Source organism: Pseudomonas sp. SWRI111, assembly GCF_014268555.1.
GTDB lineage: Bacteria > Pseudomonadota > Gammaproteobacteria > Pseudomonadales > Pseudomonadaceae > Aquipseudomonas > Aquipseudomonas hamedanensis.
The window spans coordinates 255594-275245 of record NZ_JABWQQ010000001.1 but is presented as its reverse complement, the minus strand read 5'-3'; the positions used below and the strand labels follow the sequence as shown (position 1 = coordinate 275245).

Annotated in this window: 15 protein-coding genes; 11 read left to right on the top strand and 4 right to left on the bottom strand. The window is 59.1% G+C overall.

Going from position 1 to position 19652, the window contains the following annotated elements:
- Positions 1-8: 8 nt before the first annotated feature.
- From HU755_RS01120 to HU755_RS01105, 4 genes are all read left to right on the top strand, one after another.
- Positions 9-1004, top strand: a complete 996-nt coding sequence (locus HU755_RS01120; RefSeq protein WP_186630283.1) for a heme utilization protein — start codon at positions 9-11, stop codon at positions 1002-1004.
- A gap of 63 nt (positions 1005-1067) precedes the next feature.
- Positions 1068-1748, top strand: coding sequence for a C39 family peptidase (locus tag HU755_RS01115; RefSeq protein ID WP_186630282.1), 681 nt, complete (start codon positions 1068-1070; stop codon positions 1746-1748).
- A gap of 43 nt (positions 1749-1791) precedes the next feature.
- Complete coding sequence (locus HU755_RS01110; protein WP_186630281.1) at positions 1792-2538, top strand: hypothetical protein; 747 nt, start codon at positions 1792-1794, stop codon at positions 2536-2538.
- Positions 2539-2583: 45 nt separating this feature from the next.
- A complete protein-coding gene (locus tag HU755_RS01105) occupies positions 2584-3888 on the top strand; it encodes a hypothetical protein (RefSeq protein WP_186548298.1) in 1305 nt (434 codons plus the stop codon).
- Positions 3889-3948: 60 nt separating this feature from the next.
- Here the strand turns inward: HU755_RS01105 and HU755_RS01100 are convergent, their stop codons facing one another.
- Complete coding sequence (locus HU755_RS01100) at positions 3949-5274, bottom strand: sigma-54 dependent transcriptional regulator (RefSeq protein ID WP_186548300.1); 1326 nt, start codon at positions 5272-5274, stop codon at positions 3949-3951.
- A 344-nt stretch (positions 5275-5618) separates the two neighbouring features.
- Between HU755_RS01100 and HU755_RS01095 the strand changes: the two genes are divergently transcribed.
- From HU755_RS01095 to nhaB, 3 genes are all read left to right on the top strand, one after another.
- Positions 5619-5885 carry a hypothetical protein gene (locus HU755_RS01095; protein WP_186618949.1) on the top strand — a complete coding sequence of 89 codons (267 nt, stop codon included), beginning with the start codon at positions 5619-5621 and terminating at the stop codon, positions 5883-5885.
- Positions 5886-6166: 281 nt separating this feature from the next.
- A complete protein-coding gene (locus HU755_RS01090) occupies positions 6167-7456 on the top strand; it encodes a hypothetical protein (protein WP_186630280.1) in 1290 nt (429 codons plus the stop codon).
- Between the two features lie 270 nt (positions 7457-7726).
- Positions 7727-9229 (top strand): sodium/proton antiporter NhaB, encoded by a 1503-nt coding sequence (nhaB, locus tag HU755_RS01085; protein ID WP_186630279.1) that lies wholly within the window; start codon positions 7727-7729, stop codon positions 9227-9229.
- 124 nt (positions 9230-9353) lie between these two features.
- On the opposite strand, the gene HU755_RS01080 is transcribed toward nhaB, so the two are convergent.
- From HU755_RS01080 to gnd, 3 genes are read right to left on the bottom strand one after another with little or no spacing between them, the layout of a single operon-like run.
- A complete protein-coding gene (locus HU755_RS01080) occupies positions 9354-10163 on the bottom strand; it encodes an HAD family hydrolase (protein WP_186630278.1) in 810 nt (269 codons plus the stop codon).
- Positions 10160-11683 carry a glucose-6-phosphate dehydrogenase gene (gene zwf / locus HU755_RS01075; RefSeq protein WP_186630277.1) on the bottom strand — a complete coding sequence of 508 codons (1524 nt, stop codon included), beginning with the start codon at positions 11681-11683 and terminating at the stop codon, positions 10160-10162. The genes HU755_RS01080 and zwf overlap by 4 nt, the downstream gene beginning before the upstream one ends.
- Positions 11680-12660, bottom strand: a complete 981-nt coding sequence (gnd, locus tag HU755_RS01070; RefSeq protein ID WP_186630276.1) for a phosphogluconate dehydrogenase (NAD(+)-dependent, decarboxylating) — start codon at positions 12658-12660, stop codon at positions 11680-11682. The genes zwf and gnd overlap by 4 nt, the downstream gene beginning before the upstream one ends.
- Positions 12661-12935: 275 nt before the next feature.
- Here gnd and HU755_RS01065 point away from each other — a divergent pair, with 275 nt between their 5' ends.
- From HU755_RS01065 to HU755_RS01050, 4 genes are all read left to right on the top strand, one after another.
- Entirely contained in the window at positions 12936-13118 is a 183-nt protein-coding gene (locus tag HU755_RS01065; protein ID WP_186548314.1) for a DUF6026 family protein, read from the top strand.
- A 208-nt stretch (positions 13119-13326) separates the two neighbouring features.
- Complete coding sequence (locus tag HU755_RS01060; protein WP_186630275.1) at positions 13327-15075, top strand: phosphoethanolamine transferase CptA; 1749 nt, start codon at positions 13327-13329, stop codon at positions 15073-15075.
- A 194-nt stretch (positions 15076-15269) separates the two neighbouring features.
- Positions 15270-17090: a hypothetical protein gene (locus tag HU755_RS01055; RefSeq protein ID WP_186630274.1), complete on the top strand. Its 1821-nt coding sequence runs from the start codon at positions 15270-15272 to the stop codon at positions 17088-17090.
- A gap of 295 nt (positions 17091-17385) precedes the next feature.
- Positions 17386-19614, top strand: a complete 2229-nt coding sequence (locus HU755_RS01050) for a TonB-dependent siderophore receptor (protein ID WP_186630273.1) — start codon at positions 17386-17388, stop codon at positions 19612-19614.
- Positions 19615-19652 lie beyond the last annotated feature (38 nt).

Genomic DNA, 19652 nt, shown 5'->3' with positions numbered 1-19652 from the left:
GAAACACCATGAAACCTACAATGGCTCTCAAACCACTGGTTTTCGCACTTGCAGCAGTGATGGCAATCGCAGCACAGGCAGGCGGCCGTGATGACAACAACGGTCATGGTAACGGGCATGGCAACGGGCACGGTAATCACCAGCCCAAAGGCCCTACCCTGGAACAACTTCTGCAAATCACTGCCGGCGCCGGCGCCGCCGTACTTGACGTGCAAGACAGCGACGGCAACGTGGTGAAAAACCAGGGCACGCTCAATAACGCCAATGCCAGCGACTCGCTCAATGGCTCCAACGGCAACATGGGCGCCAACGTTGCTGCCGGCGACGGCAACCAGCAGGACAACGCCGCTGCGCTGGCCACCGCCGACGAAAGCTTCATCTTCGGTAACGCTGTTGCGGCCTCGAGCGCGACTCAGGTCAATAACAACAACTACGTGAAAAACTCGTCGACCTTCAACAACGCCAACCTCAACAACGCAGGCAACAGTGGTTCCGGCAACATCGGGATCAACGTGACGGCCGGCAACTTCAACCAGCAGAAAAACAACCTCGCCATCGCCGTATCGGGTGGCCGTGTAGCGCAGGCTGCAGCTTCTGCCAACCAGTCCTCGACTGGCCTGGTCGTCGAAAACAAAGGCGTGCAGGCGTACAAGACCGACACCCTTACCGGCACTTATGCAGCCGCTGGCACGTTCAAAGCCAAAGGCACCGCGACCATCGAAGACGACAACCATGGCGGTTGGGGTAACCGTGGCGGCGGCCACGGCGGCAACGATGATCAGAAAGCCAAGTTCGAAGCCGTGGGTACTTTTGGCCTCGCTGGCGTCACCACCCACCAAGTGTTGACCAAAGACGGCTGGAAAACCCCTGTTGTCAACAATGCCAACATGACCAACTCGATGAACAACTTCTCCGGCAACGGTGGAGCCAACGTCTCGGCCGGTGTGGGCAACCAGCAAAGCAACTCGCTGTCCATCGCCGCAGGTTGCAAAGCCTGCATGTAGCGCGATCGAAACGAAAGCCCCGGCAACGGGGCTTTTCCCCGGTTCCACAAGGCGTATTCGATCATGCGAACTCCTGCCCTCCTCACTCTGCTTTGTCTGTGTGGCCTGACTCAGGCAGCGCAGATGCCCGTCGCTGCCTTGCCGGGTGGCGTGCTGGTTTACAAGGACGTGCAGAGCCTGCGTGAGCGCAAGTTTGCCGACATCGTCGAACAGAAGACCGATTTCAGCTGCGGCGCTGCTGCACTGGCAACGGTCCTGCGCCAGGCCTATTGGCTCGACGTCGATGAGGAGCACATCATCAAAGGCATGCTGGTCAACGCTGACCAGGACCTGGTGCGAACCCAGGGTTTCTCCATGCTCGACATGAAGCGCTACGTGGAAAGCATCGGCATGCGCGCCCGAGGCTACCGGATCCCGCCCGAGAAACTCGAAGCGGTGACCATTCCGGTGGTGGTCCTGATGGACATTCGCGGCTACAAGCATTTCGTCGTGTTGCAGCGTTCGGACAAGCACTGGGTGTACATCGCAGACCCGGTACTCGGCCACAAACGCTACAAACATGATGACTTTGTCAAAGGTTGGAACGGTATTGTCTTCGCCATCGTGGGTCCCGGGTATGACAAGGTCAATGCCTTGCGCAGCCCTCCGGTGCCGCTGACGGCAAAAAACAAGCTGGACGGCTTCAACCCGGTCAAAGATGCGGAATTGATGGATTTCGGGTTCATTCAGAGCGACTTTTTTTAATCGCCGAGTTAGAGAATGGGACTGGATGTCCCGGGAGCAGCAAATGAAAAGCTCATACTGGCTGGCCGCCGCCTGCCTGGCAGCGAGTGCATCAGGTTTTGCCCAAGCAGGGTTCAAACCCATTGAGATCAAGGACCAGGAGCTCGCCGAGCTGCGTGGTCGGTATGTGATGCCGGGGCGGATTATCAGCTTCGGCATTGTCATGAGCAGTACCTGGCGCAACGCCAGCGGCGACCTGATCGGGGCCGCGACCTCAATGCAGATCCAGGCTGCAACGGTCAAACCGGAATTTTATGTCTCGACCATCAAGGAGTCGGGCAACGGCAGCACCCCCACACTGGGCACTGGCACCGTCATCGGTGGCGCCGGCCTCAACAGCACGCAGGGCGTGACACAAAGCGTACGCGCGGCGGGCGATGGCAACACCGCCAACAACAATGTGGCGATCAACGTCAGCGAAGCCAGTCAGGCGCCGGCACTGCTGCCGTCGCAAGGTCAGGCGCTCGTGGCCGGACAGACCATCACCGGCAGCAACGGCGCCGGCAGCGTCGCGGTTTCCGCGTCGGGCGGTGGCGTGCAAATGGCCATTCAGGCCAGTGGCAACCAGGGCACGGCATTGCAACAAGTCGCCCAGGGCGGACTGCTGCAGAACACCCGCCTGCTGGGCAGTGCCAACGTGGTCAACAACCTCACACAGCTCAACGTCGTACTGAACAATAACGGCAGAAGCGCCGGCGCACTGGACTGCAACCTGACTCAACTCGGGGCCCTACGCATAAGCGGATATTGAACTACGCTGACTCTCGATCATTGGGCTTAAAGGGACGGCTTATTCATGTATCGATCAGTATCACTGCGTGCCGCAGTGTGTTTGAGTACCCTTCTACCCGCGGCGATGCTGCAAGCAGCTCCCGACGCCGATGTAGAAGCCCTGAAACGGGAACTTCTGGAACTGAAACAACGATACGAAGTACAGCAACAGGCCCTGGCGGTACTCGAACAACGGGTTCGCCAGGTCGAAGAACAGCCCGCCGCCCCACCGCCAAAACGACTGGCCAAATCGCCATCGGACATGAAAGGCAACCGTGTCGCCACCGGCACCGGTGCGGCCGCTGCATCGGGAGGCGCCGCCGGGGGCAGTGGCGCTTCTTACGGTCAGTCGCTGGCCGACGATTCGCAACCGGCGCAAAGCGTCTCCAACCTGTATGACGAAGCCAGCGGCTTTTTTGGCGGTGGCAAGTTCAGTGTCGAGACCGGCATCACCTATTCGCGCTATGACACTCGCCAATTGATCCTCAACGGTTTCCTCGCGCTGGATTCGATCTTTCTCGGCAACATCAACCTCGACCGGATCAAGGCCGACACCTGGACCTTCGACCTGACGGGTCGCTACAACTTCGACAATCGGTGGCAATTCGACCTGAACGTGCCGGTGGTGTACCGCGAATCGACGTATCAGTCGGGTGGCGGTAACGAAGGCGCGGCCGGCGTCACCACCGAAGAAACCGTGACCAAGGACCCAACCCTGGGCGACGTCAACTTCGGCATCGCTTACAAATTCCTCGACGAATCGGTCAATACCCCGGATGCGGTCGTCACCTTGCGGGTCAAGGCGCCGACGGGCAAGGATCCGTTCGGCATCAAGCTGCGCCAGACCGATGCCAACTCCAACCTGTTCGTCCCCGATACCCTGCCGACCGGCAACGGCGTCTGGTCGATCACACCGGGTATCTCGCTGGTCAAGACGTTTGACCCGGCGGTGCTGTTCGGCAGCCTGTCGTACACGCACAACCTGGAGGAGTCGTTTGACGACGTCAGCTCCACGGTCAACCAGAAAAACCCGGGCAAGGTGCGCATCGGCGACAGCTTCCAGATCGGCGCCGGTATCGCTTTCGCGTTGAACGAGAAGATGAGTATGTCGTTCTCGGTGTCCGACCTGGTGCAACGCAAGAGCAAGCTGAAACAGGATGGCGGGGACTGGGAATCGGTGGTGTCCAGCGACGCCAACGCCGGATACTTCAACGTCGGCATGACCATTGCCGCCAGCGATAACCTGACCATCGTGCCGAACCTGTCGATCGGCCTGACGGACGATGCGCCGGACTTTTCCTTCAGCCTGAAATTCCCGTATTACTTCTAAAAGCAAAAGATCGTCCGAACGCTCGGGCCGCGTTCGGACGATCTGTTGATCTTCAGTTATCTAACGGATCTGATGTTTGTGCAGGAGCCGATAAAACGTCGGCCGCGACACGCCCAACACTTTGGCAGCGACGCTGAGGTTATCGCTGTGGCGGTTCAACACATCGCACAAGGCCTGGCGTTCGGCGCGAGTCTTGTAGTCTTCGAGTGTGCCCATGGGCGCGGTGACTGACTGCTGGCTGATCAATCCGAGGTCGCGGGCCTCAATCTGCCGGCCTTCGGCCAATACCAGCCCGCGGCGCACCCGATTGGCCAGTTCGCGCACATTGCCCGGCCAGTCATGTTTACCCATGGCGATCAAGGCATCTTCGCTGAAGCTGCGTGGCCGCCGTCCGGTTTCGTGGCTGTAGAAGTGTGAAAAGTGATTGGCCAGCATCGACAGATCGCCGTGGCGTTCGCGCAGAGGCGCGGTCAGCACTTGCAGCACGTTGAGGCGGTAATAGAGGTCTTCACGAAAGCGCTTTTGCTCGATGGCGGCCTCAAGATCGACGTGCGTCGCAGCCAGAACGCGTACATCTACCGGAATGGGCTGACTGCCGCCCACTCGCTCGATGTGTTTTTCCTGAAGGAAGCGCAGCAGATTGGCTTGCAGTTCCAACGGCAAGTCGCCGATCTCATCGAGAAACAACGTGCCGCCATTGGCCGCTTCGATGCGTCCGACCTTGCGCTGATGGGCACCGGTAAATGCGCCTTTTTCATGGCCGAACAATTCGGACTGAATCAAGTGTTCGGGAATGGCCCCGCAGTTGATCGCTACAAACGGTTTGCTGTGGCGTTGCGATTGCCGATGCAGCGTCCGCGCCACCAACTCTTTGCCGGTGCCGCTTTCACCACGGATCAGCACGGGCGACTCGGTAGGTGCGAGTTTGCTGAGCAACTTGCGCAGCTCACGAATCGGTTTGCTGTCGCCGAGCAACTCATGCTCCGGCTGATCGACATGAATCGTCCCCTGCCCGCGCAGACGTGCCATGCCGAACGCGCGACCGAGCGTGACCTGCACCCGCGAGACATCGAAGGGCAAGGTGTGGAAATCGAAGAACCATTCACAGACGAAGTCGCCAACGTTCTGTAAGCGCAGGACCTCCTGGTTCAGCACGGCAATCCACTCGGTGCCACTGCGGCTGATCAGCTCCTTGACGGCTTCGGGACGTTCCAGATGAAAAGGCTGCAAACGCAGCAAGCCGACATCACACGCACGATCAGCGGCATGCTCCAGCGAACAACTGTCGACATCCCAGCCTGCCGTGCGCAAGCCGGGCAATAAACGGTGGCAATCGTCGCAGGGGTCGACAACCAGTAGACGGCGTAAGGCTGGCGCTTCGTTCATGTCTGATCCTTGGCGCCAAATTTTAGGAAATGATTGTAAAAACAGTCATTTGGCAGACCTGGCTGTAACACTAGCAAGATTTTGACAGAGCCTTGTACCGTTTGCTTATAGATGTACCAGCAAATCCGTTATAAGAACGGGATTGGTTAGTTGCCTATCGACACAAAACTTTCAGCCCGCTTTCAAACTGCTCTTTATGGCGGGGCCATGAAATAAAGTCGAAATTTCTTTGTCTCAGGTGTGACCTGCTCCCCGGTTGCGTGCATCAGTACAAGTAACCAGCCGAACGGTAAGCCCAACCGACGGCACATCATTTGATTGGGCACTTATAGAGAGAAGACCCCATGACCGCCCCGCTCCGTATCAACGAAGCTCTTTTGATTGCCAACCACGCGTTCAAACCTTTCCAGTGCGTGGCCTGGGCACCACAAGACGGCAATGGCGAATTGAGCCTGACCGTTATCGACCGCACCAATTCCCACATCGGTCGCACACAGATTCCTAGCAGCACCTACTCTGATCCTGCGCAACTTGAGCAACTGCTGCAGCAGGCTCGTAGCGAACTTAGCAAAGAAGGTCATAAGCTGCAGTCCTGGTCGATGCCTCACTGATCACGGACAATGCGGATGACATTCACGTCATCCGCATGCTTGCCTTAGTTGCCCCTTCTTTTTTAAAAGACATTCTTTCGTACAACTTTTCACAGCGCTTTTTCGTCAAGTTGCTTGGCAGGCTTGCGACTGGTTCAAAAAGACACTGTTCTGGCACAGTGCGACCGTCCGTCTGCTACTTCTAACAGTTGTACTTCCTCGCGTTCAGGTTTTGAATGTTCCGCTCATGCAGTTATCCCCGCCGGCTCCCGGCCGTGGTCAACTCGCAAGGAGATGCGTGCATGTCCACCCTGAACGCCTTTGCGCTTCCAGCGTCAGCAGACCATCCGGGACCACTTGATTCGACGTTCGCCTTCCGCGGCGTTGCGCAGGTGTACTTTGCCGGCAGCTTGTCCAGCCTGACCCAGGATGTCGCCCTTGATGCCCAAGGCCGGATACTGGTGGCCGCCAAGGTCGGTACCCTTGAAGGCTGCCGTTTCGGTCTCGCGCGCTTGCTCGCAGACGGCTCGGCCGACTTGTCCTTCGGCGTTCAGGGCAGCGTGATCGGTACGTTTGCCGCGGGTTTCGAAGCCATGGCCGGCAAGGTCCAGGCGCTGCCGGACGGGCGCATTCTGCTGGCCGGCCTGCATTATGAAAACAGCCATCGCACCCTGCCCGGCTTCGCCCTGTTCGATGCGCAGGGCCGGCCAGACCCAGCGTTCGCCGATAACGGTTTTCAGGTTGTGCGCCTGCCGGGCGATTTATCCATGGGCACCCGCGATCACTGGTTACCGCCCGGTGTCCCGGGTGTCGAAGCCTGTGATTTTGCCGTGCAGGATGACGGCCGCATCTTGCTGATCGCCAACCATCATTTCGAACTCGCGGACCATGCCGGCCTGCTCATTCGTCTGAAGGCCGACGGCAGCCTGGATGACAGCTTTAACGGCCGCGGCTTCGTGATGGTCCGCCACTTGTTGCTCAATACCTGGCTGAGTCGCCTACTGCTGAAAAACGACGGGAGGATTGTGGTCGCCGGCTCCATCGGTTTTCCGCAAGAAGGCCTACTTGCTGTCTACCTGCCCGATGGGCGCCTGGATGAACGGTTCGCCGTGGACGGCTTCATGGCATTCACGGCTCACGGCAAAAGCGCCCAGGTCAGTCAGGTCATCGAGTCCGGTGAGTCGCTGCAGTGTTTTGGCAGCAGCCGCGACCCGATTCGCTGCCTGGCGTTCAACCTGCACGCCAACGGGCGCCCCGACGCACATTGCAATAACGGCCAGCCCCAGTTGCTGGATATCGGCCCCAGCGGCTGCCAGTGGAGCGCCGCCCAGCGCATGGCCAACGGCAACATCATCGCAGTGGGCGCAACCATCGGCGGGGTCGAGGCCGACTTTATCGTCGCCCGGTATCGGCCCGATGGCCATCTGGATTCAAGCTTCGGCGCTGGCCATGGCTGGCTACGGACCCGCCTGGGCAGGAGCCTCGACACCGCCAACTCACTGGCGCTGCAAGTGGACGGAGCCATTGTGGTGGGCGGGTATTCGCTGGACGGCAACTACCGGGCGATGGTGGCGCGGTATCTCAATCGCTAGGCGAGCAGACGGTGACAGCGTCTCACCGTTCGCGTGGATTAGCCTCGTACCTGTTGTTCTGACAGTAGGCGCTTTAGTTGATCAGCACATTCGGACGAATACTGGAGCACCAAGGTCAAAAATTTCTTGCCAGGCACGCAAAACTTGATCGTTCGCAAGGCGGACGGAACAGCGTCGGCCCCATGGGTGATTGAGACAAACCCACGCCCCACTTGAACTTGCCCGTCACATCCGGCAACTTGCGCCCTTCAATAAAACAAGGAGCAACCGATGTCCGGATCAATGGCCCAGGCGTTCGCGCACAACTTTCTCGGGCAGTCGCCGCGCTGGTACAAGGCGACAATCATCGGTTTCCTGATTATCAATGCGCTGGTGCTGTTCACCGTAGGCCCGGTCGTAGCGGGCTGGTTGCTGGTGATCGAATTCATCTTCACCCTGGCCATGGCGCTCAAGTGCTACCCGCTGATGCCCGGAGGCCTACTGCTGGTCGAAGCGCTACTGCTGAAGATGACTACGCCGCAGGCACTCTATGATGAGCTGCTGCATAACTTCCCGGTGATTCTGCTGCTGATGTTCATGGTCGCAGGCATCTACTTCATGAAAGATCTGCTGCTGTTTCTTTTCTCGCGCCTGTTGCTCGGCGTGCGTTCGAAAGCGATCCTGTCGTTGATGTTCTGCTTCCTCTCGGCGTTTCTTTCGGCGTTTCTCGATGCCCTGACCGTGACCGCGGTGATCATCAGCGCGGCGGTGGGGTTTTATTCGGTGTACCACCGCGTGGCTTCGGGCAACGATCCACGCCAGGACAGCGAGTTCAGCGACGACCAGCACCTGCCCACGCTGCATCACGACGACCTGAACCAATTTCGCGCTTTCTTGCGCAGCCTGTTGATGCACGGCGCGGTCGGTACCGCGCTCGGCGGCGTGTGCACGCTGGTGGGCGAGCCGCAGAATCTGTTAATCGGTCATGAGATGGGCTGGCATTTCGGCGAATTTTTCCAGCAAGTCGCGCCGGTCTCCCTACCGGTGCTGGCGGCGGGTCTGGTGACGTGCGTGCTGCTGGAAAAGCTGCGCTGGTTCGGTTACGGCACGCTTTTACCGGATAACGTTCGTGCTGTTCTGGCCAACTACGCCGCCGAAGACAACGCCGAGCGCACGACGCGTCAGACTGCAGCATTGCTGGTGCAAGGTGCGGCGGCGCTGATTTTGATCGGTTGCCTCGCATTCCACCTGGCCGAAGTCGGCCTGATCGGTTTGATGGTCATTGTGCTGATCACCGCGTTTACCGGGATCACCGATGAGCATCGCCTGGGCACTGCGTTCAAGGATGCGATGCCGTTTACCGCGCTGTTGGTGGTGTTTTTTGCCGTGGTCGCGGTGATTCACGATCAACAACTGTTTGCCCCGCTGATTCAGTGGGTGCTTGCCCTGCCGGTGGACCAGCAGCCGGGCATGCTGTTTATTGCCAACGGGTTGCTCTCGGCTATCAGCGACAATGTGTTTGTCGCGACGATCTACATCACCGAAGTCAAACAGGCTTTCCTCGCCGGCCACATGACCCGCGAGCATTTCGAGACGCTGGCGATTGCGATCAACACCGGCACCAATCTGCCGAGTGTGGCGACGCCAAACGGCCAGGCCGCGTTCCTGTTCCTGCTGACCTCGGCGATTGCACCGCTGGTGCGCTTGTCGTACGGGCGAATGGTGTGGATGGCGCTGCCCTATACCGTGGTCATGGGCCTGCTCGGCTGGTATGCCGTGAGTTATTGGCTCTGACAGAAGACCGATTACCCTGTGGGAGCGGGCTTGCTCGCGAAAGCGCCGGCGCAGTGAGATTGATGTTGACTGACCCACCGCCTTCGGGAGCAAGCCCCCTCCCACACGGGGGTTTTGTGCTGGATCAGCGCGGGAGGATGTATTGCTCGATCGCCTGGGCCACGCCGTCTTCGGTGTTTGGCGCGGTGACGACATCAGCCTGACGCTTCACCGCCTCCTCCGCCTGGCCCATGGCGATCGACAGGCCGGCGCATTTGAACATCGCCGGGTCGTTGCCGCCGTCGCCGATTGCAGCCGTTTGCTCCAGCGGCACGCCGAGGTAATCGGCAATGGTCGTCAGTGCGGTGCCTTTATTGGCCTCCAGTGCAGTGACATCGAGATACACCGGTTGTGAACGCGACACTTGCGCCATGCCGTTGACCTTCGGCAGCAGTTGCGCTTCCAGTTCGATCAACAGTTCGGTGTTGTTGCTCGTGGCGACGATCTTGTCGATACGCTCCAGATACGGCTCGAAGCTTTCCACCACTACCGGCGGGTAGCCCAGGCCGTGCTGCTCGCGGGGCACCATCGGCCCGTGCGGATCCTTGAGCAACCAGTCGCCGCCACTGAAGACCCAAATCTCGACATCCGGCTGATCGGCAAATTGCGCCAGTGCGATCAGCGCCGTTGTCGCGGGTAAATAATGCGCGGCCAGCAAAGTGCCGTCGGGATTGACGATGGTGCCACCGTTGAACGCCGCGGTCGGCAGATCAACGCCCAAGGCCTCGATCTGCTGCAACATGGCTCGCGGGGGGCGCCCGGTGGCGAGGCTGAACAACACGCCCGCCTCGCGCAGCGATCGCACCGCGTCAATGGTGCGCTGACTCAGCGTGTGATCGGGCAGCAACAGCGTGCCGTCCATGTCACTCAGTAGAAAACGGATCGGTTTGCTCATCCCAGGCCATGCCAGACGCGGCCATCGCGAGTCAAAAGATCTTCAGCCGCTTTGGGGCCATCTTCACCCGCTGCGTACGTCTCGACGCTTGCATCCTGCTGCCAGGCATCGAGAAACGGCTGCACCGCGCGCCAACCATTCTCGATGTTATCGGCGCGCTGGAACAGTGTCTGGTCGCCGGTCAGGCAGTCATAAATCAGCGTTTCGTAGCCGGTCGACGGCTGCATCTCAAAGAAATCCTTGTAGGCGAAGCCCAGCTCGATATTGGCCATGTTCAACGCCGGCCCGGGTCGTTTCGCCAGCAAGTCGAACCACATGCCTTCGTTGGGCTGAATCTGGATGCGCAGGTAGGTCGGCTGCAATTCATCCACTTCGGTGTCGCGGAACTGCGCGTAAGGCGCCGGTTTGAAGCAGATGACGATTTCGGTGTCCCGCACGCTCATGCGTTTGCCGGTACGCAGGTAGAACGGCACGCCGACCCAGCGCCAGTTGTCGATCATCACCTTCAATGCCACGTAGGTTTCCGTGGTGCTGTCGGGCGAAACATTGGGTTCTTCGCGGTAGCCGTTCAATGGCTGGCCGTCGCGTTCACCGGCGCTGTACTGGCCGCGAACCGAGTTGGCGCGCGCTTCCTCGACGGTCCAGGGACGAATCGCCCCCACGACCTTGGCCTTCTCGCCGCGCACCGCATCGGCGCCGAACGCCGCCGGCGGTTCCATCGCGACCATCGCCAGTAACTGAAACAAGTGATTGGGCACCATGTCACGCAGTGCGCCGGTGTGTTCATAAAAGCTGCCACGGGTCTCGACGCCGACGGTTTCGGCGGCCGTGATCTGCACGTGGTCGATGTAATGGTTGTTCCAGAAAGCTTCGAACAGGCTGTTGGAAAACCGGCTGACGAGGATGTTCTGCACGGTTTCCTTGCCCAGGTAATGGTCGATCCGGTAGATCTGCTTTTCCGTCATCACCTTGAGCAGGCAAGCGTTCAAGGCTTCAGCGGTGTGCAGGTCGGAGCCGAACGGCTTCTCGATCACCACCCTTCTGAACGCTTCAGGGGTTTCTTCGAGCAAACCGGCGCTGCCGAGTCGGCGCACCACTTCGCTGAAGAAACGTGGCGCGGTGGCCAGGTAGAACACCGCATTGCCGGTACCGCTGGCGGCGATTTTCGCCGCCAGCGCTGAATAAGTGCTGTCGTCCAGAAAGTCGCCCTGGACGTAGCTGATGCCTTTGGCGAGCTTGGCCCACAAGGCCGGATCAAGCATCTGATCGCCCTTGCCGACCTTCGCCGCCACTTCGCTGCGGATGAAATCCTCGAGCTTCTGCGCGAAGGCTTCATCGGTAATCGCGTTGTGGTCGACGCCGACGATCCGCAGATTATCGTCCAGCAGGCCGTCGCGACTGAGGTTGTACAGCGCCGGCATCAGCAAGCGCTTGACCAGGTCGCCGTGGGCACCGAACAGAAACAGCGTGGTCGGTGGTGCGGGTTCTGCCTTGGATTTTCTGCGGATCGTATGGGTCATTTCTTGGCTGTCTCCACGTGGCCGCCGAAGCCGAAACGCTGTGCAGACAGGATCTTGTCGCCGAAGGTGCCCTGGCCGCGCGAGCGGTAGCGCGAGAACAGCGAGTTGGACAGCACCGGCACCGGCACTGCTTGTTCCATGGCCGCCTCGATGGTCCATTGGCCTTCGCCGCTGTCCGCTACGGAGCCGGAGAAACCGTCGAGTTTCGGATCGCTGGCCAGCGCATCGGCGGTCAGGTCGAGCAGCCACGAGGACACCACACTGCCGCGACGCCAGACCTCTGCAATGTCGGCCACGTTCAGATCAAAACGCTGATCTTCCGGCAGACGCTCGCTGGATTTGGTCTTGAGGATGTCGAAGCCTTCGGCGAACGCGGCCATCATGCCGTACTCGATGCCGTTGTGGATCATCTTGACGAAGTGCCCGGCGCCGGCAGGACCTGCGTGGATGTAGCCGTGTTCGGCGCGGTGGTCGTCGGATTTGCGATCCCTGGTACGCGGGATGTCGCCCATGCCCGGCGCCAGAGCAGCGAACAGCGGGTCCAGACGCTTAACCGTCTCGGCGTCGCCACCGATCATCATGCAGTAGCCGCGCTCCAAGCCCCAGACGCCGCCGGAAGTGCCGACGTCGATGTAGTGGAGGCCCTTCTCGCCCAACGTCCTGGCCCGGCGAATGTCATCTTTATAGTTGGTGTTGCCGCCGTCGATGATGGTATCGCCGGCTTCAAGCAGATTGCTCAGGGTGTCGATGGTCTCTTCGGTCGGCGCACCGGCCGGCAGCATGACCCAGACGGCGCGTGGCTTGTCCAGACCGGCCACCAGGGCCGGCAGGTCGGCGACGCCCGTGGCGCCCTCGGCGGCCAGGGTGTCGATGAAAGCGGTATTGCGGTCGTAGACAACGGTAGTGTGACCGTTGAGCATCAGGCGCCGCGCAATATTACCGCCCATGCGGCCCAGTCCAATAATCCCGAGTTGCATGTGCTGATGCTCCTTACTACAAATAAATGTGTGTCATTGGTTATAGCCCAACGCGGTTGATGGAGGTTAGTCCAGAGCGTTGCGATGAAGTTTCCGGGCATTGTGCCCGATCCAGACTGATAACGCCTCGAATCGTGCCGAAGACACACCGACCATGAAAAATAAAAAAGTTCCATTCACAGGCAAAAGAAATCAAAATTGGCGCCGATAGTAAGTCACGCACCTCGAAAGCGAGGGCGACTTACAGTTGATGCACGCCATTTGCGAGGTGAGCAATGGGCACAGTACACACAGCAATGCCGCCACAAACCCTCTACGTCACGATCCGTCGCGATGAATTGCGTCAGTTGAAGGACGAGCGCGACCAGTTGAAACACGAGTTGGCGCAGCTGCGCGCATTGACTCAAGACGCCCAGCCCCAACCCCGCCCGGTTGTGCTGCGCGCGCCCAACGCCTGATCCTGCCTGCTACGGGAGCGGCCATCGTCGTTCCCGACCTGTTTCACCCCTGCGCTTGCGGCTGTTGCATGGCGCCGATTAACGAAACTTTCACATTCGCTTGGGGATACTCCGCCCCCATTCTGGCCGTACCTGCGCGTACGGCTTTTGTTCGTCGGTGTCATGGATGCGTTCCGGCGGTGGTTTGATGACTGAGCTGGAGTGCTGAATGGCATTGTTCAAACGCAGCAAAACGACTGCGACAGGTTTCGACTGGGCTGGTTTTCTCTGGCTGTTCGTATTTTTCTGGTATTTCTCCGGTATCACCCAACTGTTGATTCAGTTGACCGGCACTTCGGGCTTCACCGGTTTCCGCCAGGCGTTCGTCATGAGCGCGATCTGGCTGGCGCCAATGTTGCTCTTCCCCAGACACACCCGCTTGCTCGCCGCCCTGATCGGCGTGGTGCTATGGGCCTGCTCGATGGCCAGCCTTGGCTATTTCTTCATCTATGAGCAGGAGTTCTCCCAGAGCGTCATCTTCATCATGTTCGAATCGAACATCTCTGAAGCTGGCGAGTACATGACCCAGTACTTTGCCTGGTGGATGGTTCCGGCGTTCCTCGCGCATACCGCATTCGCTTACTTCCTGTGGGCTCGTCTGCGCCCGGTATACATGCCGCGTGGCCGTGCGTTCGTTGCGGCGATGGCGATTCTGATCGCGGTGATCGGTTACCCGCTGGTCAAGCAGACGCTGCGCATGGGCTCTTTCGCCCAGGGCTTCGAAAAATTCGAAACCCGTATCGAGCCGGCCGTGCCTTGGCAGATGGTCGTGGCCTATCACCGTTATCAGGAGACCCTCGCCGACATGCAGGGCATGCTGCACAACGTGAGCAAGATCCCTCCGCTGAAAAACCTCAAGGACGCCTCCGCCAATCAGCCGGCGACGCTGGTGCTGGTCATCGGCGAATCGACCAACCGTCAGCGCATGAGCCTCTACGGCTATCAGCGCAACACCACGCCGGAACTGGACAAGCTCAAGGACCAACTGGCGGTGTTCAACAACGTCGTCACCCCTCGCCCGTATACCATCGAGGCATTGCAGCAGGTGCTGACCTTCGCTGACGAAGAGCATCCGGACCTGTACCTGACGACTCCGTCGCTGGTCAGCGTAATGAAACAGGCCGGGTACAAAACGTTCTGGATCACCAACCAGCAGACCATGACCAAGCGCAACACCATGCTCACGACCTTCTCCGAACAGGCCGATGAGCAGGTGTACCTGAACAACAACCGCAACCAGAACGCCGCGCAGTACGATGGCGACGTCATCGAGCCGTTCAACAAGGCCCTGGCCGACGCGGCGCCGCGCAAGCTGATCGTCGTGCATCTGCTCGGCACGCACATGAGCTACCAGTACCGCTATCCACCGACCTTCGACAAATTCCAGGATCGCCAGGGCGTACCGGCTGGCGTGCGGGACGACCAAGTGCCGACCTACAACAGCTATGACAACGCCGTGCTGTACAACGACTTTGTCGTGTCGAGCCTGATCAAGGATTACGCCAAATCCGATCCGAACGGCTTCCTGCTGTACCTTTCGGATCACGGTGAGGATGTGTTCGACTCGGTCGGCCACAAAACGTTGGGTCGCAACGAAAACAAACCGACCGCACCGATGTACACCATTCCGTTCATGGCCTGGGCATCGCCGAAGTGGAAGCAAACCCACGACTGGAACTTCGCTGCCGACCTGGAGCGACCGTACAGCAGCTCGCACCTGATCCACACCTGGGCCGACATGGCCGGCCTGAGCTTCGACGAACTCGACCGCAGCAAGAGCCTGGTCAGCGACAGCTTCAAGGAGCGCCCGCTGCTGATTGGTGATCCTTACCAAACCCAGCAGCGTGCGTTGATCGATTTCAGTTTGATGAAGCCCAAAACCGCCGCCGCAGGACCTTCGGAAGTCGTGCAGAAATAAACGTTGTTCGCTTGTAGGAGAGCCTCGTATCGAAAGATGCGGGGCTTTTTTGCGCTTGGAGGAAGTACAAAACGCGCTCGCGGTTCGCGACCACTCGTCGGCATCACCTTCGCACCTGTCAGATCTGACAGGTGCGCAATTGCGTTTTTAGCCGTTCAATCACTCCGTCACTTTCACCTACGGAGTTGCAGCCCATGTCCACCGATAGTTCTTCCAGCCACACGCCTCTGGCCCGCCATCAGAACACCCTGCCCGGTTACTTACCCGTTGCCACGTTCCTCCAAGCAACCGGCAAACAAAAAGATCTATTGGGGGGGATTTACCCGAACGGCGCTACCGTCATCATCCCCGCCAAGGCGCGGTTGAAGGAAGGCGATCAAATCACCGTCACCCTGGAAGGCCAAACCACGACCACCCACCCGCACACAGTTCTGGCGGCCGAAGCGGACAAGGAACTGACTTCGATCAAAATCGGACATGCGCGGATAGTGGCTGAACAGGGTGAGGAAATCGCGCTCAGTTATCAGGTTGAGCGTAAGGCCGGGGGCACAGACGGGCCTTCGGATCCGACGGTTTATGATGTGCGCGAGGTGGTAGATAAAGGGAGCCTCAGAGTTTTGGGAGCGCGATCTTCTAGCGAATTCAAGAAAGCCGTTAGCAGTCGGATACTGAGCGCCTTCCACGCGCAGACAGGTAAACCATTAAAAGTTGAATGGAAATACGCCTCAAGTCCCCATTGGGAAGTTGCAGACAGTTGGCGCGACGACTTGCCCCAACAGCTCTTGCAAGTGCGCACAGACGATGACCAATTGACAATCAACCCGTCCAACATTATCGGCGGCGAGACATCCTACATAGCGATCCGCGACGAGGGCGACGTCGTGGGATGGAGTCATCCGAAATACGGAGACATCGTCCCTTCAAATATTGCCGTCCTGAAAGACATCGTTGCCGTGAGCTGTTCTGTCGGGGCTTATGCAATTCTTCGCGCTAACCAAGTGGTCAATGCGTGGGGTGAAGCTGAGTATGGCGGCGACATGGGTGACATCGATCCGTCAGGTTTTACCAAGGTTGTCAGTAGTGCCTGGGCATTTACAGGCTTGAGAGAGACCGGTCGCCTTACGGCCTGGGGGGATCCAGCTACTGGTGGAGTACTCCCAGAAGCAATCGGTGCGTTAAACGACATTGTCGAAGTGACCAGTAATCCTATGGCCTTCGCGGCTCAGCGAATCAATGGCGAAGTGGTGACGTGGGGCAACGCAACAACTGGCGGTGAGATTCCTGTCGAGCTTGGAAAGCTAACGGATATCAAAAAACTGGTAAGTGCCAGCAGCGCCTTCGCAGGGCTTCGAAGCACTGGCCAAATCGTTGCATGGGGAAAGGAAAACAGCGGCGGTATGCTACCCGAGCCCGTTGCCGACCTGACCGATGTTATCGAATTAACGGCCGCTCACTTCGGAGCATTCTGTGCGATACGCAGGACGGGACAGGTGGTCGCTTGGGGCAACACGTCTTACGGCGGAGTTGTTGATCCAGTCATTGCTGAAATGAAAGACATTGTAGACGTCAGCTCAACAAACATCTCGTTCGCCGCTCGTCGAGCCAATGGGCACGTCGTGGCATGGGGCAATAGCGAAGCGGGAGGAACGATCCCTGCCGATATTGCCCAACTGGATGACATTGTTCAGGTCTGCGGGAGTGGGCTTGCTTACGCAGCTTTGCGCAAGAACGGTACGGTTGTCGCGTGGGGAAATGTACGATCTGGCGGTGACCTCTCTCCTGTTGCAGAACAGCTCACTCAGGTACAAGCGCTCTATAGCAATGGATCAGGTTTCGTCGCATTGACCTCCGGTGGCCGCGTAGTGACCTGGGGTGACCCCGAGCGTGGCGGCGACAGCAGTCCCGTTCAAGACCGTTTACGAGGTCAGGTTTCCTATCTGGCTAACCCCGTCTCTCGAGGCTTGGCGCTCAAGGCTCAACGTTTGAGAACAGCTGGCGCAGACACCGGTCATTAACGCGATGCCGCGGTGCGGTGATTTGATTTGTTCGCATACGCGGGGTGTCATTGCAGATTTTGCGACTGATCCACCGCGTTCGCGAGCAGGCTCGCTCCCACAGGGGAACGGGTGTGCTTCGCAGGTTTTGCGGCGGTTGCCTGCCCTGCCCTCACTCCGACTTCTTTAAATAGTCCTGCGAAAAGCTGAAACATCCGCAAATAACAATACTTCTCGTCTACCCCTAAATCTCCACCCCACCCTTCGTCTTTGAACAAACGGAAATTTTTCCCTCGAAGACAAGGAGTCGGCTGCGATGTTTGCGCCCATCACCCGTTCCATGACCCTTACCCTTGGCCTGTGCGGTGCTGCTTTGAGCGCTGATTTGCTGGCCGAATCCGAAGCTGAAAAGCCTCCGCAACCCGCCGGCAATGCACTGGAACTGGCCGCAACCAACATCAGTGCGCAAGGCCTGGGCACCAGCACTGAAAACACCGAGTCCTATACCACTGGTGCGATGAGCACGGCGACGCGCCTTAACCTGTCGATCAAGGAAACCCCGCAATCGGTGTCGGTGGTCACGCGTCAGCAGATGGATGATTTCAAGCTCGGCACGTTGTCCGAGGCGATGCGTCAGACCACGGGCGTGGTGGTGCAGCATCTGGATTCGGATCGGGTCAGTTATTCTTCGCGCGGTTATGCGATCGACAATTTCCAGATCGACGGGATGCTCAACACCTTCGATCGAATGAAGTCCGACTCGGACACGATTATCTACGACCGCATCGAAGTGGTCCGCGGCGCCACCGGGCTGACCACTGGCGCAGGGGATCCGTCGGCGACCATCAACATGGTGCGCAAGCGGCCGACTGCGCAATGGCAGGCGCTGGCCGGGGTCAGCGGGGGCAGCTATGACGATTACTACAGCTACGTCGATGTCGGTGGCCCCTTGGCGTTTGATGGTCGCTTGCGTGGGCGCACGGTGCTCGCCTATCGCGACAGCCAGTCGATCAAAGACAAATACGCGCTGCAACGGGAGGTTGGTTACGGCGTGCTGGAAGCCGACCTGAGCGACTCCACCGTGCTGGCAGTCGGTTACGACTACCAGAACAAGCACGTACAAGGTTCGTCCTGGGGCACCGTGCCTTACTGGAATGCCGATGGCAGCAAGGCCGGGCTGGGGCGTTCGACCAACATGGCGACGTCGTGGAGTTCCTGGCCGCTGCAAGACAAAACCGCGTTCGCCACCCTCGACCAGCAACTGGCCGGCGGCTGGCGCCTGAAAGCTGCCTACACCCACCGGCAAAGCGATACCGACGGCAAGGTCTATTACGGCGGCGGCGGATTCCCCAAGGCCGACCGCAGCGGCATGAGCGCCTACACCTCGCACATGATCGGCACGCAGAAAATGCAGGCGTATGACTTCAATGTCTCCGGCGCCTACTCGCTGCTGGGGCGTGAACACGAAATGATGTTTGGCTACGGTGAGGCCGAGCGGCGCTCGCACTCCCCTTATACGGTTGCCAGTGCGCAACCCGGCGATTACGAAACCATCCGCGACTGGAAGTACATGAGCGGTATCGCCAAATTCAGCGACACCGTCACCGATCTCACTGGCTCCAAAGACAATACCCGGCAGCAAGCCGGATACATCGCCACGCGCCTGAGCCTGACCGAAGATCTGCATGCCGTGCTCGGCAGCCGATACGGCAGTTGGGAAGCGTCCAGCACCGGCAACAAATTCGATACCAATCGGCAACTGACCGAGGTCGATTACACCACCCAAAAACAGAACGACGTCTGGACGCCTTACGCCGGGCTGCTGTACGACCTGACGCCGCAATACACGGTGTATGTGAGCTACACCGACATCTTCAAACCCCAGGGCAACCGCGACAAGAATCGCAAATACATTGACCCGGTCGTCGGCAAAAACTACGAGTTGGGCCTCAAGGGCAGTGTGTTCGAAGAGCGCCTGAACCTCTCCACTGCGGTGTTCTGGAGCAAGCAGGACAATGTCGCCGAAGTCGACAATTCAGTGCCCCCGGACCCGGTAACCCGCGAACAGTTCTACAAGTCTGGCGGCAAGGGCAACAAGGTCAATGGCTTCGAAGCCGAGGTGTCCGGTGAAGTCATGACGGGCTGGAACATGACGGCCGGTTACACCTATACCCACTCGGTCAACGGTACGAGCGAGCGCACCAACACCAATGAGCCAATGAACCTGTTGCGGGTCTCCACGGCCTATCGCCTGCCAGGCGAGTGGCAGGCGCTGACCGTGGGCGGCGCGGTGAACTGGCAAAGCGATGTCTACGGCAACTCGATCCGCCCGGTCGGGCTCACTACAGAAAACGCGCGCATCAACCAGAGCGCCTACACGCTGGTCAATCTGATGTCGCGATATGCGTTCGACCGCCACCTGTCGGCGTCGCTGAACATCAACAATCTGTTCGACAAGAAGTACTACGACAACGTCGGCTTTTACAACGGCGTGTATTGGGGCGATCCGCGCACCCTGACAGTGAGCCTGGACTGGAGGCTTTGAGCTGTTAACACCAACTTAATGCCGCCCACCCACACTCA